This is a genomic window from Arthrobacter sp. Z1-15 (genome assembly GCF_054792395.1).
The window spans coordinates 2,901,500-2,917,312 of record NZ_CP096454.1 but is presented as its reverse complement, the minus strand read 5'-3'; the positions used below and the strand labels follow the sequence as shown (position 1 = coordinate 2,917,312).

Below are 15,813 nucleotides of genomic sequence, written 5' to 3'. Positions count from 1 at the left end.
GTGTGGAGTGCCGCCCCAAAGATCAGGTGCTGCTAGTTCTGACCGATGGCCGACTGGCCGGAAGCCGAGTTCTTCAGCGCCGCCAGGCGGGCTTCAACCTCGGTCTGTTCGCCCAGGTCCTCGAGGCTCTCGAACTGGGCATCCAGGCTGGAGGCCGCCAGTTCGTTTGCTCCGCGGACGCGGGCTTCCTCGCGGCGGATCTTCTCTTCGAACCGGCCCACCTCCGATGTGGAGTCCATGACGTCAATGCTCTTCATGGCCTCGTGCATCTGCGTCTGGGCGTGTGCATTGCGGGCGCGGGCAATGAGCTCATCGCGCTTGCTCTGCAGCTGGTTCAGCTTGCCCTTCATCTGGTCCAGGCCGGTCTTCAGCCGCTCCACGATTTCTTCCTGGGAAGCGATCGTGGGCTGGGCGCCCTTGGCTTCGTTTTCCGCTGCCATCTGCCGCTGGATGGCGACCTTGGCCAGGTTGTCGAACTTCTGTGCGTCGGGGGTGTTGCCCGCGGCCCGGAACTCGTCGGCCTTCCGCGATGCGGCCAGCGCCTTGTTGCCCCAGTTGTTGGCGTTCTGGATGTCCTCGTTGTAGTCATCCTGAAGCATGCGCAGGTTGCCGATGGTCTGGGCAACAGCGCTTTCAGCCTCGGCAATGTTGTTGCTGTAGTCCCGGACCATCTGGTCCAGCATCTTCTGCGGATCCTCGGCCTGGTCCAGGATGGCGTTGATGTTGGCCTTGGCCAGCTGGGTGATGCGTCCAAAGATTGACTGCTTTACCACGGTGTCTGCCTTTCGGTTTTTGGATACGAATTTGGAAAAAAGTGTTGGAGCCATGGGTCAAACGTGTCCTAGAAACTCGCGCCGCCGCCGTCAAAGCCGCCGCCGAAGTCCCCGCCTCCGCCGCCGCCGAACCCGCCGAAGCCGCCGCCTCCCCAGCCGCCTCCGCCGCCGCCGCGGAGGATGGAGTCAATAAGGATGCCGCCGAGGATGGCGCCGCCGAGTCCGGAACCGCCGCCGCGGCCGCCGTACATGCCGCCGCCGCCAAAACCGCCGCCCATGCCGCCGCCGAAGCCGTCAACATCCTGCTGGGCCATGTCGGCTGCCTGGGCTGCCAGGGCATTGGCCTGCTGTGCATAGGCGAGGGCGCTGACGGGATCCGACGACTGCAGGGCTACGGCTTGCTGAAGATTCCGTTCCGCCTCGGCGAGCCGGGTCCTGGCCTCGCTGCCAACACCCCCGCGCCGGGCGCGGATGTAGTCCGCCGTGCCCGAAATCTGGGCCTGGGCGGACATCACTGCGTGCTGCAGCGAATCCCTGGCCCGGCGCTCCTGCTCCTGCCGGTCACGGATACCTTCCAGGGCGCTGTCCAGCTGTGCATTGGCCTTCTCGAGGCGCCGCAGCAAATCCACCGGATCGTTTCTGGTGGCGGATTCGTTGTCGATGGCAGCCAGGGCCGCTTCGACGCCGGCAACCGGTCCCGCAAGGCCGTTGTTGCCCCCGGAAGCGGCAAAGGCGCGGGCCTGTGCCAGGTCCTGCCGGGCATCAGCCACCGCCCGCTGCAGTTCACTGCGGGCGGAGTCAAGTTCGCGGCCGGTTTTTTCGATGGCGTCCAGCAGCACGTTGGTCTGGTGCACGCTTTCTTCGGCGGCACGGACCGCGACCACTGCCGACGCGGTGTCTCCTTCGGCGAGTTTTTCGGACGCTGCTTCCGCCGCGTTGTCGACGAACTCCAGCCGCTGCCTGGCCTGCTCAACGTTGTCGGCAACCTGGGCGAGGGCTGAATCCGAGTAGCGCTGCCGGAGCTCCGCCAGGGATCGTTCGGCGGCGTCCAGGCGGCTGGCTGCTGCCTGGGCATTCCGGCGCGCATCCGCCAGCGCGGCCGGCGCGTTCTTCTCCAGCTCACGCAGTTTGTCGAAGTCTTCCTTGTGGGCCTGCAGCGAGGAGTTCACTGCCTCGCACCGCCGGATGATGTCCTTGAGCCAGGTTCGCTGCTGCTGTTCGGTATCCGGAATATGGTCATCCAGCTGCTGCTGCATCTTGAACGACTCGCTCATGTGGTTTTTCGCCGCGGCAAGGTCCTCGGTGAAGGTTTTCACCGCGTCGTCGCCATAGGAAGCCATGGCGAAGGACAGCTCCTGCTCACTGGACTTGATGGCATCATCAGCGGCGATGAGCAGGCTCCCGGCCCGCTTGCGCAGGTCAGCCACGCTCAGTTCATCCAGCGGATCGGTGGGGGCAGCTTCCTCCCGGCGGGCGGGCCCTGCCGTGACTGCACCCTTGTTGCGGCTGCGCACAAACAGGAACAGGGCGCCCCCGCCGAGAAGGATGATTCCGCCGATGAGGAGAATCGGGGCGAGGCTGGCTCCGGCGGACGACGACGTTCCGCTGCCGCTGCCGCTGCGGCCGGCCTCGAGCGCCTCAGCGGCGCTGACTGCAGCCGCCGCCCAATCCTCTGATGTGAAGGTTTCCTTCCCGGCAAGAGGCTCTGCGGCTGCGGAAATGATCTCGTTGCCCTGGTCCGGGGTCAGACGGCTGTTATCAGGGACGGATACGTTCACCTGCCTGCTTTCCGTTGCAATGCTCAGCAGCACGTCCTGCGAGTTCATCCCCTTTTCGGAGACCACTCGGTCACCCCAAGCAACCGGGTCTGAAGGATTCGTGAACTCGTCAATGTAGACCACGAAGAGCGTGTAGCCGCTGTCCTGCCGCGTCTCGGTGATTGCACTGCGGACCTCCGCGCTGTCCGGACCCAGGACACCGGCGTCGTCGACCACGAACTGTCCCGGCGGGATGGTCACCGGAGGCACGGCGGAAGCGGCTGTAGCCGACCCCAGCAGCGCCGTGACACTCAAACCCAGCACGGCACCTAGCCGCTTGGTCTTCAACCGCATAAATTGTCCTCAGGTTCGTCGTGGCATCTGGATGATCCGCTGCGCTCGTCCCGTCCCGTCAGGTCCCTTTCGGGCCGGGCAGACACTTGCATCGATTCTATGGTTCACCAGATACCCAGTCCACCACGTTGGCCGCCACGCAGTTATCGGCGAACTCTCAGGAACCATCCAGTTAGCTCCGAAGCAGGACACAGAAAGTCCTGTCATAGTTGAATGAGCACCGATCACGGGCATACCGATTTGGAAAGGACAGCACATGTCTGAGCAATACGGAGGCGCCGGAGACCCGCAGCGTCCGCTGCCTCCCCGTCCGCCAGCCCCGCCTGCGTCGTCCGATGAAGGAACCGCCGGCCGGGACGAAGGCCAGACGCAGCAGTTCCCCGATCAGCCGGGCGGCCCGGCACCGGCCCAGCCCCCGGCACCCCAGTCGTCTCCGTCCGCGCAGTCTTCACCCTCCGCCGGCGAACCGTCCGCCGGCGAACCGTTTTACGGCCGGGCCCAGGATCGGAATCCGGGTGTGGCAGCACCGCCGGCCTACGGACCCACCGCCGGCGGCTACTCCGGCTCCGGCTACGGCCAGGACCCCTACGGCCCCGGCCACCAGGCCTCAGCAGTACCGCCGAAGCGCAGATTCGGTGCCGGCACATTGATCACCGGAATGGTACTCGCGGGATTGCTGGGTGGCGGAACGGCCGTTGCGGCCAATTCATGGCTGGATAACGATGCCGCCCCGCAAAGCACGGGCCAGGCACAAACCGTTGTGGTGAACAACGATGAGAGCGTGAATGCCGTGACCGCAGCCGCCGTCAAGGCTTCCCCCAGCGTTGTGACCATCGATGTCACCGCCAGCGGCAGCTCCGGAACCGGATCGGGGATCATCCTCGACGACGACGGGCACATCCTGACGAATACCCACGTGGTCACGCTGGGCGGAACGGCTGCTTCGCCGTCCGTGGAAGTCCAGCTGAACGACGGGCGCGTGTTCTCAGCCACCGTCGTCGGCACCGATCCCGTCTCGGACCTGGCTGTCATCAAGGTCGATGCCGATGACCTGACGCCGGCCACCCTGGGGGATTCGAACGACCTCAACGTGGGGGACACCGTGATTGCCATCGGCGCACCGCTGGGCCTGGCGGGCACCGTCACCGACGGCATTGTTTCGACCCTGAACCGCACCATCAGCGTGCAGTCCTCCGCCGCCCCGGAGGAAACGGAGTCGGACGGATCGGGTGAGGACGACGGCTTCGGCTTCCGCTTCGCTCCGCCGGACGGAACCAGCCAGGAGCAGAGCGCCGCAGGGAGCTCCATCTACCTGGACGTCATCCAGACCGACGCCGCCATCAACCACGGCAACTCCGGCGGCGCCCTGGTGAACACCGAGGGCGACGTCATTGGCGTCAACGTGGCCATTGCTTCCGCCAGCGAGGAAAGCGGCAGCATCGGCGTTGGCTTTGCCGTCCCGATGAGCTACGCCGAGCGGGTCGCGGATGAAATCATCGAAAACGGCTCGGCTACGCACGGTTTCCTGGGCGTGTCCGTCACCCCCGCCTCGGCCTCCAGCTCGTCATCCTTCACGGTGGGCGCGGAAGTCGCCGAAAACCCGGCGTCCGGAACACCCGCAGGTGAGGCCGGCCTGAGGCAGGGCGACGTCATCACCGCGGTGAACGGCATCCCCGTCACGGACGCGCAGTCACTGACCGCCGCCATCCGCATGCAGGCAGCCGGCAGCAAGGCCACCATCGATTACACCCGCGGTTCAGACACCGACAGCGTCGAAGTGACGCTGGGGGACTCCGCCGACCAGTAAGGCAGTCCGGTAAAATCCGGACCGCATGCGTCCGGTCCCGGGTCCGTGTTCCCGGGACCGAGTCTGCGCAGGGACTGTGCCTCCTTCCGGAGGGGCAGTCCCTGCACTGTTTGGAGGCCCGGACAGGCACGGGGCACCCCCACAATGTGATTAGCTTGTTGAGTCGCCCTGCGAGGGTGGTCCCGCAGCCGGTGCGCCCGCGCCCGGGAAGATCTTCAACGCCAGAAAGGCCCCGCATGCAGGAATCGAAGAGGCCGCTGAACATCGTCGTTTTGGTGAAGCACGTCCCCGATACCCAGTTCGACCGGCATCTCTCCGGCCCCGGCCACACCCTGGACCGCTCCGAGTCCATTCTGTCCGAGCTCGACGAGTACGCCCTGGAAGCTGCGCTGCAGCTGGCCGAAGCCCGCGGGGGACAGGCGGCCGGGAACATGGTCACCGCTTTGACGATGGGCCCCGACGCCGCCGTGAACGCCGTGAAGAAGGCCCTGCAAATGGGCGCTTATCAGGGCGTCCACGTCAACGATGCCGCGCTGGCCGGCTCGGACGCCGCAGCGACGTCCGCTGTGCTGGCCGCAGCCGTCCGGCAGGCAGCCGGACCGGACAGCGCCGGTCTTCCCGATCTCGTGGTCACCGGCATGTCCTCCACCGACGGGGAAACCTCGCTGGTTCCCGCCCAGCTGGCCGAACGCCTGCAGGTGGCCCAGATTACCTTTGCCTCGGAGCTGGAGGTCGACGACGACGAGACCGGTACCGCCGTCGTCCGCGCCCGCCGTGACGGTGACTCCTACTCTGAAACGCTGGAAGCACCGCTGCCGGCGCTGGTGTCCGTCACCGACCAGGCGAACGAGCCGAGGTACCCGAACTTCAAGGGAATCATGGCCGCCAAGAAGAAGACGGTCAGCGTGCTGACGCTGCAGGACCTGGGGATCGACCCCGCGCAGGTGGGGCTGGACGGCGCCTGGACCACAGTGGCTGCCTCCGCCCCCCGTCCGCCGCGCTCCGCCGGAACCATCATTACCGATGACGGCACGGCCGGCGTCGCGCTGGTGGACTACCTGGCCGCCCGGAAACTGATCTGACAATCCTCCCTCCGGCGCCGCTGACGCTGCGCCCGAAACACTAAGGAGAGCCACCCATGGCCTCTGTCCTGGTCTTTATCGATGTACCGGGCCTGCCGCTGCCGCGGGCGAGCCGCGAGCTGCTGACCATTGCCCGCAGCCTGGGGGAACCCGCAGTGGCGAGTCCCCGCGCCCTTGACGGCGACGTGCTGCAGGCACTCGGCGAGTACGGAGTGGGCACCGTCTATGAGCCGGCTGACGTGCTGCCCGATGTCCTGGTCGCCGCCAAGGCGGCGTTCCTGGCCGACGCCGTCCGGGCTGAGGAACCGGCGGCCGTGCTGCTGGGCAACTCTTTTGAGGACCGGGAAGTAGCTGCCCGCCTCGGCGTGAAGCTTTCCTCCGGTGTCATCACCGACGCCGTGGCCGTGGCGCCGGACCTGTCGGTCACGAAATCCGTCCTCGCCGGTTCCTACACCTCCACCTGCCGGGTGCAGAACGGGGTCCCGGTGATCACCGTGAAAGCGAACAGCGTGGAGCCGGCCCCCGCCGATGCGCCCTCCGCCCCGGAGAGCCGGCGGATCACCGTGTCCGACGCCGGACCGGCGGCACGGGTCACCGGACGCACCGAGAAGCGGGTCAGCGGCCGCCCCGAACTGTCCGAGGCCCGCGTCATTGTTGCCGGCGGCCGCGGCATGGACGGGGATTTTGGCCCGGTGGAGGAGCTGGCCGACGTGCTTGGCGGTGCCGTGGGCGCATCACGCGCCGCTACCGATGCCGGCTGGATTGAACACTCCGCCCAGGTGGGGCAGACCGGCAAGACGGTCTCGCCGCAGCTGTACATCTCTGCCGGTATTTCCGGGGCAATCCAGCAGAAGGCCGGAATGCAGACCGCCAAGGTGATCGTGGCGGTCAACAAGGACGCCGATGCTCCCGTGTTCGAGATTGCGGACTTCGGCATCGTGGGCGACGTGTTCTCGGTCCTGCCGCAGGCCACCGAGGAAATTCGGAAGCGCAGGTCCTAGGCAGCGTGGAACCGACGTCGAGCTCTTCATCCCTGCCCATTCCGCCCGCCCCGGCAGGCGGCGGCGTACGCCGGGTGCTTGCCTTCGCCGCCCATCCGGATGACATCGATTTCGGTGCGGCCGGAACCGTGGCCGCCTGGACGGCGGCCGGCGTCGAAGTATCCTACTGCGTGATGACCTCCGGCGATGCCGGCGGCTTCGAGCCGGGGGACCGGGACAGTGTGTCCGAGCTGCGCCGCCGCGAGCAGCGGGCCGCCGCCGAGCTGGCGGGCGTGCGGGACGTGCACTTCCTGGGTGAGAAGGACGGTTACCTTGCAGTGACACCGGAAGTGGTGGAAAAAGCCGTGGCGCTGATCCGCCGTGTCCGTCCCGACGTCGTGCTCTCGATGCACCCGGAACGGAACTGGGACCGGATCCAGGCCAGCCACCCGGACCACCTGGCCTGCGGGGAAATCGTGACCCGGGCGGTCTATCCGGCGGCGGAGAATCCATTTGCCTTCCCTCACCTGGCCGAACAGGGCCTGCAGGCCTACAAGGTTCCGTGGCTCTGGTTTTACGGGGCCCCGCGCGAGCGGGAAAACCATGCCGTGGACGTCAGCGCCACCGTCGAGAACAAGCTCGCGGCCATCCGGATCCACGCCAGCCAGCATCCGGACCTTGCCGGCATGGAGACTGCCGTGCGTGGAATGCTGCAGGACAATGCCCGGCGCTTCGGTTTGGCAGACGGCGCCAGCGCTGAAACCTTCCATGCAGTGGGAGTCAACACCGAACGGACCATCGCCGGGTTCTGACCCTTCGAAGGGGCCGGAATGCGGAAGGGGCCGGAATGCGGAAGGGTTCGGGATCCGGAAGGGCAGGACCCGGGTTCGTCAGTCCTTCCTAGTCCCCGAGCCTAGTCCCCGAGGTTGGCGTCCGCCCAGATCTGCATGGCTCGTGCCAGGTAAGCAGCCGTGCCGGGTGCCTCGCTGTCATAGAACGCCGTGAAGCGCGGGTCCTGGACATACATGTCGCCGAGCGCGAGGTAGGCGGATTTGTCGGGAGTCCACCCGGCACAGACCCACCGGTAGTGGCGGGCTCCGGCCTCCTGCGTCCGGGAACTGCCGGGTTCCAGCCGCGCCTGCAGACAGGCGGCGAGTTCGCGGTTGATCGACAGGGCTTCCTCAACAAGCCCCCGGCGCCCGTCGGGGCCAAGCTCGGCAAGAGCCGCTTTGCTGGACTCAACGCGGTCGCTGCCCCAGCGCTGCCGTGCCTCTTCCTCGTAGGGGTTTTCCTCGAAACCCGTGAACAGGTTCCGTGCTTCCATGGCTCCTCCTTGCTGCAGTGTCTCCAGCGTGGTGTGCACGGTGGCAGCCATGTCCTGCAGCCTGCGGCTTTCCTGCAGCAGCCACCCGTGATGGATCTGAAGGGCCTGCACCTCATCCGTCTGGCCTGCCAGAACTCCGGTGATGGCCTCCAACCCGAGGCCGAGCCGCCGGAGCAGCAGGATCCGCTGCAGGCGCCGCAGTTCGGGCAGGCCGTAGAACCGGTAGCCGTTGGGGCCGGTGAAGGCCGGTGCGAGCAGCCCGCGCTCCTCGTAATGGCGCAGGGTCCGGGACGAAACTCCCGTCATCCGGGCGACGTCGGAAATTGGCCAGGCGTCCGTGTCCTGCAGTGCCACCCCCATGCTCCTTCCCGGGCCGGCAGCCGGAGGATCCGGCCGCTCACCAACCACGCTACGGGTTGACGCAGCGTCAAGGTCAAGCCGGATTTAGGCGCTGAAGGGAATCTCCAGAACGATGGGCATGGTGGGGGTGGGGGATCCGCCGTCGGGCTCCACGGTGACGGCCACGGCGCTGTACGGCTCGATGTCGGTGAGCTCGGTGGCCTTGGTCCCGGCGACTTCCTCGCCCGTCATCGTGCCCACGGACACGGGGTCCGAACCGTCCGCCGGAAGACGCCACATCTGGTAGACCGATCCCTCCGGCGGCGCCGGAACCCCGCTGAGCGTCACGACGGCTGCGTTCTCACCGGCGGAGGTGGCAACTTCCGCGGTTCCGCCGGTGGGCAGCTCGATGGTCCGCTGCTGAACGTCCGATGCCTGGAGGACTTCCTCGCGCACCGAGTCGGGTCCTAGGTTGCTGCCGATGGCAACCCCGCCCAGCACAATGGCCGCTGCTGCGGCGCCGGCCAGGATCCAGCGGCCGGGGGCTGACCGCAGCACGGAACGGCGGCTGCGGCGGGCAGCTACCTCGTCAACGGGCCGGGGCCCGCCGGCGGCGCCCTGACCGCCGGACCGGCCGGAGTTCTGACCGGGCCGGCCGGTCTCCTGCCCGGGCAGGCGGGAGAGAATCTTTTCGAACAGGTCCTCAGGCGGCTGTTCCTCGGCCCGGTAGCCGCCCGCGAGCGTCTCGCGCGCACTCCAGACCCGCTTCAGGAACTCCCGGCGGACGGAGGGGTCCGCCTCCTCCAGTGCCGTGTCCAGGGCCTGCCGCTCATTCTGCGGCAGGGCGTTCAGGGCATACAGTTCGGCCCACTCCAGCAGCCGGCCTTCCGACAGGTCCTTGTTGAGGGCGTCGGATGCGGCATCAAAGCTGTTATCCGGCATCTGAATTCACCCCCAGACACTTCTTGAGTCGGATCAGTCCGTCGCGGATCCGCGACTTGATGGTAGGTACTGCTGCGTTCAGTTTTTCCGCGACCTCACGGTACGTCAGTCCGCCGTAGTAGGCCAGCCGGACCGATTCCCGCTGGGTGTCGGTCAGCGTTTCCAGGCACTGGAGGATTGCGTCGGCCTCAAGCCGCTGGGTGACGGTGTCCACCACGTTGTCATAGTCCGGTTCCTGCATGGCGGCGCCGAAGCGGGCCTCGCGGTTGGCTGAGCTCTGCTCGGAACGGACCCGGTCCACGGCCCGGCGGTGGGCGAGCGTCAGCAGCCACGCCAGCGGAGAACCGACCGAGGGATCGAAGCGGGAGGCACTGGTCCACACCTGAAGATAAACCTCCTGGGTCGTGTCCTCACTGAGCTCGGCATCGATCAGCACCCGGCGGGCGAGCCCGTACACGCGGCGGGACGTCAGGGCGTAGAACGCGGCAAAGTCGTCCTGGCTGCCGCCGGCAATGCCCGCGAGGAGCGCTTCCAGCGAGGCTTGGGGCCGGGGATGCTGACCGGATTTCTCTGCGGCTTCGGCGGCGCCCTCCGGTGTGGAGGCCTGCGCGGCGGAGGGCCGTCCCGTATTGGACGTGTCCATAGGGTCCCAGCATAAGCGGACAAAGGTGCTCCCCGCTGCAGGCGCAGCAACAGCATCGCCGGGGCGGGCGGCTCCGGTGCACGCGGGAGAACCCGCCGGCGTCACCTGTCCCATGAGTTCCATACCCAGTATTCGGTGCCGGACAGGCCGGGGATGGGCCGTACCGGCGCCGAACTCAGGGGCGGCCCTCAGGGGCGGCGCGCCGTGGCAATCAGGGTGTCGGCGTTCAGGTTGTGCTCTTCGCCCAGCAGTGCAAGGAAACCCGTCTTGACCCGTTCGGCAGCTTCGGGGTCGGCGGGCAGGAGGTTGCGCAGGCCGCTGCCCAGGACCAGGGACCAGGCCAGGGACGGACTGAGCTGGACCTGCGCAGGCGTCTCGAGGACCTTGATGTCCCCAAGCCCGAGCGATTCCAGCCAGTCCGCCAGCTTCTCCGGGGTATTGAGGCGTTCGGCGTTGTCCCGGGTCCGGGAAAGACCTTCGGCAAAGTCCGGTGTTTCTTTGCGGCACTCCTGCAGCAGCAGGTCCGTAAACGGCGACAGCGATCCTTCCGCCCAGGTGCTCAGCGCCAGGCGCCCGCCGGGGCGCAGGTTCGAGACCAGGTGCGCGGCGCCGGCATCCATGTCCGGAAGGAAGAACATCGAATAGGCGGAAAGCACCACGTCATACGGTTCCTCCGCGGTCCACTCGGTCACGTCGCCGTGATGCAGGGCTACGTTGTCCAGGGACAGGGTGGAGGCCTTGGCCTGCGCGAGGGCCAGCATGTCGGCGGAGATGTCGATGCCGTCCACCCGTGCTTCGGGTCCGGCGTACTGGGCGGCGGGGATGGTGGTGGCGCCGCTGCCGCAGCCCGCGTCCAGGATGCTGTCGCCCATGCCGACTTCCGCCGCAGCTACCAGGGCGTTGCCCATTGGATTCCACAGCGAAGGGGCCAAACGGTCAAAGTCGGCGGCGCCGTCGTCAAACGCGGTTCCAATGTTGGTCTCGGGCATGGGGAGTCCTTAGAGCTGGGCACCTGCGAAGCCGTGCTGGCGCCAGGCTTCGTAGACGGCAATGGAGGCGGAATTGGCAAGGTTCAGGGAACGCAGGGAGGGCAGCATCGGCAGCCGGACCCGGGCGGTGACGTGCGGATCCTGCAGCACATCCTCATCCAGTCCCACGGATTCGCGGCCGAACATCAGCACGTCGCCGGGCTGGTAGGCGATGTCGGTGTAGGACGTTTCCCCGCTGGAGGTGAAGGCGTAAACGCGTTCCGGGGCCAGTGCTTTCCAGGCCGCTTCGAGCGTCGGATGAACGTGGAGGACGGCGAGGTCGTGGTAGTCCAGGCCTGCGCGCCGCAGCTTGGAATCCTCCAGTTCGAAGCCCAGGGGCTCAACGAGGTGGAGCTCGGCTCCGGTGATCGCGGCAAGGCGGATCGCGTTGCCGGTATTGCCGGGAATTTCGGGGGAGTGGAAGAGGATGCGGAACACATCCCCATCCTATGCCGGTAGCTAGCGCACCGACGCATCAATGAGTCCGCCGAGGACGGGGAGCTGCACCACATTGGGCTGCGGTCCGTCGTTGAAAAAACGGCGGAGCTCCCGCTGAAGCGTCCCGGCGTTGGCCACGTGAACCATGGCGGGGGAGCTGCGGCTGAGGGAGGGCGGATAGTCGATGACAGGTTCAAAGGGATTGCCGTTGGGGCTGTGCAGAACCACCCAGCCGCTGACGTTGCACTCCGGGAAACGGTCCTGGAGGGTGCGCACGGCATCAGGCAGCCGGCCGATGTTGACCTCCCGGCCGCGGTTGCGCAGGTGCCTTCCGTCCCAGTTGTAGTTGCCCGGGGAAGCCATCTGGGATTCCAGCACGGCCATCCGGTAGCCGCCCAGCAGGACGTGCCCGACGTCGAGGTTCCCCCCGCGCGGAGAACGGTCGGGCATGTGCAGCCCGTTAACCAGCCGGCCGGCCGGATAATCCTCGAGCAGGGTGCGCTGCAGGAGACCAATGGTGAGGTTCTCGCCGTCGTACCGGGCACCGGCGCCGGAGCCGAGCCGGGAGAACAGGCCGGGACGCCGCGGCGATCCGTGGATCTGCTGGCCCGCCAGCGCAAGCGGCAGCACGGGAGGGGAACCGGGGGAGAAGTCGGGCACAAACCGCGGGGCAGTGTCCAGGGCGTCCTCCGCCGGGACGGTCCCTTTCCGCGGATAGCCGGTCCGTGAGCCGGCGCCGCCGGGCGCCGGCGCTGCCCCCCGCCCCCTGCCCAGGCTCAGGTCATACGCGGCCTTTTGCTGCGGATTGGACAGGACCTCGTACGCCTCGGCAACCACGTGGAAGGTCTCGCTGCTGCCGCCGGAGTCCGGATGTGTGGCACGGGCGGCCTTGCGGTAGGCCGCCTTGATCTGTTCCGCGGTGGCCGTGGGGGCAATACCCAAAACCTCATACAGCGTCTTGGGTGACGGGCTCACAGCAGTTCCTCTCGTTGTGGCGGTGCATAGGTGGTTCGCAAAAGCAGCGGTGCAGACGTTACAACGACGCAGGGGGCTGCTGTGTTTCCGAAAGCTGCCGCAGGGGAACGGTCCGGGAAAACTCTACCCGCGGAAGGACAATGCTAGCCGCGCCCGGACGGCTGCCTGCGGTACCCCGCATCGGAGGCGGCAATGACAAAGGGTCGTTCCGGATCGCTGTTCTCCACCACCACGGACGCCTGCCGGGCAGGATCCGTATCGGCAAAGTACAGCCGCTGACCGCCAACATACCGGTGCATTTCCGGATGTGCCGGGTCAGCCGGTGTTCCGTCCCGCACCGCCATCCGGGCTGCGGTTTCGGAAAACGGAACGTCCAGAAACACCGAAAAATCCCAGTGCGGCGCCAGTTCGGCCCGGTGCAGGAACAGTCCGTCCACCAGAACGACGGCGGCGGGCGGGGCGGCAACCGGCGGCGGGTCCAGCACCGCATCGCTCGCCAGGTCATGGCCCGCCGGCCGGTAGCAGCCGGCTCCGGAGGGTTTGAGGGGATCGAGGACGTAGGCCCGGAACTGTTCCACGTTGTAGGAATCATGCCGGAAGCCTTCCGCCGACCCGCGGCCCTGCCGGTACCGCAGGGCGCGGGGGTGGTGGAAGTCATCCAGTGATAGGCGCACTGCCGGGCGGTGGTGCCGGCCCGCTGTCAGGACGGCGGCAAGGGCGTCGGCAAACGTCGTTTTGCCGGAGCCGTCCACGCCGTCGATTGCTGCGAAGATCCGCCGGTCCGGGTGCATGCCGGCCAGCCGGGCGGCCAGGGCCTGCAGGAGCGGAGCACGGCCGGCGGCGGCGGGTCTGGTTGGCGGTGTCACAGCAGCAGTCTGCCATCCCCGCTCCTTTCCCGGCGGAAGCGCCGTCCGCGGCCGCATTTGCCCGGGGAATCGGCATCCGCAGCGAACACCGTTAGAATTAGGGTGTGCCCGTGTATCTAGATCACGCGGCGACCACGCCTATCTCGGCATCGGCCCTCGCCGCACTCACGTCAGAACTTCGCCGCAGCGGAAACCCGTCCTCGCTGCACGGCTCCGGCCGGCGCGCCCGGATGGTGGTGGAAGAGTCCCGCGAGGCGCTGGCTGCCGCCGCGGGCTGCCACCCCTCGGAGATCATCTTTACCTCCGGCGGGACCGAAGCGGACAACCTTGCGGTGAAGGGCCTGTACTGGTCGCGGCGCGACGGTGACCCGGCCCGCACCCGCATCCTCTGCTCTCCCATTGAGCACCACGCCGTCCAGGACACCGTGCAGTGGCTGGAAAAGCATGAAGGGGCCACCGTGGTGTGGCTGCCCGTGGACAGCGACGGCGTTGTGCCCCTGGACGCCATCCGCGCGGAACTGGAAGCGCACGCCGGCACCACGGCGCTGCTGACGGTCATGTGGGCCAACAACGAGGTGGGCACGGTCCAGGACATTCCGGCGATCACGGCTCTTGCCCATTCCTACGGTGTACCCGTACACACCGATGCCGTGCAGGCCTTCGGAGCCCTGCCGGTGGACTTCCGGGCCTCGGGCGCGGACACGATGGCCATCAGCGGCCACAAGATCGGCGGGCCGGTGGGCATCGGCGCCCTCGTCGTCGGGCGGGCGGTCAAACTTACCCCGGTGATGCACGGCGGCGGACAGGAGCGGGACATCCGCTCGGGCACCCTCGACACCCCGGGCATAGCAGCGTTCGCGGCAGCCGCGCGCGAAGTCACTGAAAACCTTCCCGCCGAAGCCGCCAGGCTGCGGAGCCTGCGCGACAAACTGATTGCCGGCGTCGAGGAAGCGATCCCCGACGCCGTTCTGCGCGGTGCGCGGGACGACGGCGGAGCGGCCGCGTACGCAGACGGCATGCCCCGCCGCCTGCCCGGAAATGCCCACTTCACCTTCCCCGGCTGCGAAGGCGATTCGCTGCTCTTCCTGCTGGATCTGGCCGGGGTTGAGTCCTCTACGGGGTCCGCGTGTACGGCCGGAGTTCCGCGGCCCTCCCACGTTTTGCTGGCCATGGGCCTGAGCGAAACGCAGGCCCGGGGGGCGCAGCGTTTCAGCCTCGGGCATACAACCGGCTCCGAAGACGTTGACACTTTGTTGGCGGCTCTTCCCGAAGCCTATGAACGGGCGAAAAAGGCCGGAATGGCGTCCCATGTCAGCAGCATCCAAACAGCAGGAACAGGTTTTACTTCATGAAGGTTTTGGCAGCAATGAGCGGCGGAGTTGACTCCGCGGTAGCCGCAGCACGGGCAGTTGAGGCCGGGCACGACGTCGTCGGCGTCCACCTGGCGCTTTCGCGCATGCCCGGAACACTGCGCACCGGCAGCCGGGGCTGCTGCACCATCGAGGATTCCCGCGATGCCTGGCGCGCGTGCGACATCCTGGGTATCCCGTACTACGTGTGGGACTTCTCCGAGCGGTTTAAGGAAGACGTGGTGGATGATTTCATCGCCGAATACGCCGCCGGCCGCACCCCGAACCCCTGCATGCGCTGCAACGAACGCATTAAGTTCGCCGCGCTGCTGGAAAAGGCGCTCGCCCTGGGGTTCGACGCGGTCTGCACCGGCCACTACGCCAAGGTGCTTACCGATGCCGACGGCAACCCGGAACTGCACCGCGCCGCAGACTGGGCCAAGGACCAGTCCTACGTACTGGGCGTGCTGACCCACGAACAGCTCAAGCACTCGATGTTCCCGCTGGCAGACACCCCGTCCAAGGCCGAGGTCCGCGCCGAAGCCGAACGCCGGGGCCTGTCGGTGGCCAACAAGCCCGACAGCCACGACATCTGCTTCATCCCCGACGGCGACACCCGCGGCTGGCTCGAGGAACGCATTGACCTGAGCGAGGGGGACATTGTTGACGCTTCCGGCGAGAAAATCGGTACCCACCCCGGTGCCAACGCCTTTACCGTGGGCCAGCGAAAGGGCCTGAAGCTGGGCCGCCCGGCCGACGACGGCAAGCCGCGCTTCGTGCTGGAAATCCGGCCGAAGGAAAACAAGGTCATTGTGGGACCGGAGAAGCTGCTGAACATCGACCAGATGCGCGGCATCAAGATCTCCTGGGCCGGCCTGCCGATTCCTGAAATCGCAGCCCGCACCGAATTCGACTGCATGGTCCAGGTCCGCGCGCACGGCGACCCCGTGGCCGCGCGCGGCTGGATGGAAGACGTGGTTTCCGAAGAGACCGGCGGCGTCCGCGAGGAGCTGGTGGTCCGGCTGAACGAGCCGATGCGCGGTGTGGCGCCGGGCCAGTCCATGGTGGTCTACCAGGGCACCCGGGTACTGGGGCAGGCCACGATCGACAAGGCCCGTTCGCTGGAATGGGACCCGGCTGCGGTCTCCTGACCCTA

15 protein-coding genes are annotated in these 15,813 nt (G+C 67.3%); 6 read left to right on the top strand and 9 right to left on the bottom strand.

Annotated features, from left to right (window positions below; translation table 11 throughout):
- Positions 1-32 precede the first annotated feature (32 nt).
- On the bottom strand, positions 33-773 hold the full coding sequence (locus tag M1D40_RS13295; RefSeq protein WP_461169134.1) for a PspA/IM30 family protein: 741 nt from the start codon (positions 771-773) through the stop codon (positions 33-35).
- Between the two features lie 68 nt (positions 774-841).
- Positions 842-2,884 carry a TPM domain-containing protein gene (locus tag M1D40_RS13290; protein ID WP_461169133.1) on the bottom strand — a complete coding sequence of 681 codons (2,043 nt, stop codon included), beginning with the start codon at positions 2,882-2,884 and terminating at the stop codon, positions 842-844.
- Positions 2,885-3,140: 256 nt separating this feature from the next.
- Here M1D40_RS13290 and M1D40_RS13285 point away from each other — a divergent pair, with 256 nt between their 5' ends.
- The 4 genes from M1D40_RS13285 (at position 3,141) to M1D40_RS13270 (ending at position 7,565) form a co-directional block, all read left to right on the top strand.
- Positions 3,141-4,691 (top strand): S1C family serine protease, encoded by a 1,551-nt coding sequence (locus tag M1D40_RS13285; RefSeq protein WP_461169132.1) that lies wholly within the window; start codon positions 3,141-3,143, stop codon positions 4,689-4,691.
- Between the two features lie 236 nt (positions 4,692-4,927).
- Positions 4,928-5,773, top strand: coding sequence for an electron transfer flavoprotein subunit beta/FixA family protein (locus M1D40_RS13280; protein WP_461169131.1), 846 nt, complete (start codon positions 4,928-4,930; stop codon positions 5,771-5,773).
- 56 nt (positions 5,774-5,829) lie between these two features.
- Entirely contained in the window at positions 5,830-6,774 is a 945-nt protein-coding gene (locus M1D40_RS13275; RefSeq protein ID WP_461169130.1) for an electron transfer flavoprotein subunit alpha/FixB family protein, read from the top strand.
- 5 nt (positions 6,775-6,779) lie between these two features.
- Entirely contained in the window at positions 6,780-7,565 is a 786-nt protein-coding gene (locus tag M1D40_RS13270; protein ID WP_461169129.1) for a PIG-L deacetylase family protein, read from the top strand.
- A gap of 101 nt (positions 7,566-7,666) precedes the next feature.
- On the opposite strand, the gene M1D40_RS13265 is transcribed toward M1D40_RS13270, so the two are convergent.
- The 7 genes from M1D40_RS13265 to M1D40_RS13235 form a co-directional block, all read right to left on the bottom strand.
- On the bottom strand, positions 7,667-8,431 hold the full coding sequence (locus tag M1D40_RS13265) for a MerR family transcriptional regulator (protein WP_461169128.1): 765 nt from the start codon (positions 8,429-8,431) through the stop codon (positions 7,667-7,669).
- A 90-nt stretch (positions 8,432-8,521) separates the two neighbouring features.
- The gene (locus M1D40_RS13260) at positions 8,522-9,358 is read right to left on the bottom strand and encodes an anti-sigma factor (RefSeq protein ID WP_461169127.1); all 837 of its coding nucleotides are present in this window, start codon (positions 9,356-9,358) and stop codon (positions 8,522-8,524) included.
- Positions 9,348-10,001 carry an ECF RNA polymerase sigma factor SigK gene (sigK, locus tag M1D40_RS13255; RefSeq protein ID WP_461169126.1) on the bottom strand — a complete coding sequence of 218 codons (654 nt, stop codon included), beginning with the start codon at positions 9,999-10,001 and terminating at the stop codon, positions 9,348-9,350. Before sigK ends, M1D40_RS13260 begins: the two co-directional genes overlap by 11 nt.
- Positions 10,002-10,189: 188 nt before the next feature.
- On the bottom strand, positions 10,190-10,990 hold the full coding sequence (locus M1D40_RS13250) for a class I SAM-dependent methyltransferase (RefSeq protein WP_461169125.1): 801 nt from the start codon (positions 10,988-10,990) through the stop codon (positions 10,190-10,192).
- A gap of 9 nt (positions 10,991-10,999) precedes the next feature.
- A complete protein-coding gene (locus M1D40_RS13245; protein ID WP_341393536.1) occupies positions 11,000-11,467 on the bottom strand; it encodes a tRNA (cytidine(34)-2'-O)-methyltransferase in 468 nt (155 codons plus the stop codon).
- A 21-nt stretch (positions 11,468-11,488) separates the two neighbouring features.
- Positions 11,489-12,442: a J domain-containing protein gene (locus tag M1D40_RS13240; protein WP_461169124.1), complete on the bottom strand. Its 954-nt coding sequence runs from the start codon at positions 12,440-12,442 to the stop codon at positions 11,489-11,491.
- Positions 12,443-12,585: 143 nt separating this feature from the next.
- Entirely contained in the window at positions 12,586-13,308 is a 723-nt protein-coding gene (locus M1D40_RS13235) for a nucleoside/nucleotide kinase family protein (protein WP_461169123.1), read from the bottom strand.
- 104 nt (positions 13,309-13,412) lie between these two features.
- Here M1D40_RS13235 and M1D40_RS13230 point away from each other — a divergent pair, with 104 nt between their 5' ends.
- Together M1D40_RS13230 and mnmA are read left to right on the top strand one after the other, a co-directional pair.
- Positions 13,413-14,660: a cysteine desulfurase family protein gene (locus M1D40_RS13230; RefSeq protein WP_461169122.1), complete on the top strand. Its 1,248-nt coding sequence runs from the start codon at positions 13,413-13,415 to the stop codon at positions 14,658-14,660.
- Positions 14,657-15,808 (top strand): tRNA 2-thiouridine(34) synthase MnmA, encoded by a 1,152-nt coding sequence (gene mnmA / locus M1D40_RS13225; protein WP_341393540.1) that lies wholly within the window; start codon positions 14,657-14,659, stop codon positions 15,806-15,808. Before M1D40_RS13230 ends, mnmA begins: the two co-directional genes overlap by 4 nt.
- Positions 15,809-15,813 lie beyond the last annotated feature (5 nt).

Coding starts and splice junctions, on each gene's coding strand:
- M1D40_RS13260 (WP_461169127.1), bottom strand. CDS start 9,358: ATGCCGGATAACAGCTTTGATGCCGCATCCGACGCCCTCAACAAGGAC.
- sigK (WP_461169126.1), bottom strand. CDS start 10,001: ATGGACACGTCCAATACGGGACGGCCCTCCGCCGCGCAGGCCTCCACA.
- M1D40_RS13280 (WP_461169131.1), top strand. CDS start 4,928: ATGCAGGAATCGAAGAGGCCGCTGAACATCGTCGTTTTGGTGAAGCAC.
- mnmA (WP_341393540.1), top strand. CDS start 14,657: ATGAAGGTTTTGGCAGCAATGAGCGGCGGAGTTGACTCCGCGGTAGCC.
- M1D40_RS13290 (WP_461169133.1), bottom strand. CDS start 2,884: ATGCGGTTGAAGACCAAGCGGCTAGGTGCCGTGCTGGGTTTGAGTGTC.
- M1D40_RS13285 (WP_461169132.1), top strand. CDS start 3,141: ATGTCTGAGCAATACGGAGGCGCCGGAGACCCGCAGCGTCCGCTGCCT.
- M1D40_RS13275 (WP_461169130.1), top strand. CDS start 5,830: ATGGCCTCTGTCCTGGTCTTTATCGATGTACCGGGCCTGCCGCTGCCG.
- M1D40_RS13250 (WP_461169125.1), bottom strand. CDS start 10,990: ATGCCCGAGACCAACATTGGAACCGCGTTTGACGACGGCGCCGCCGAC.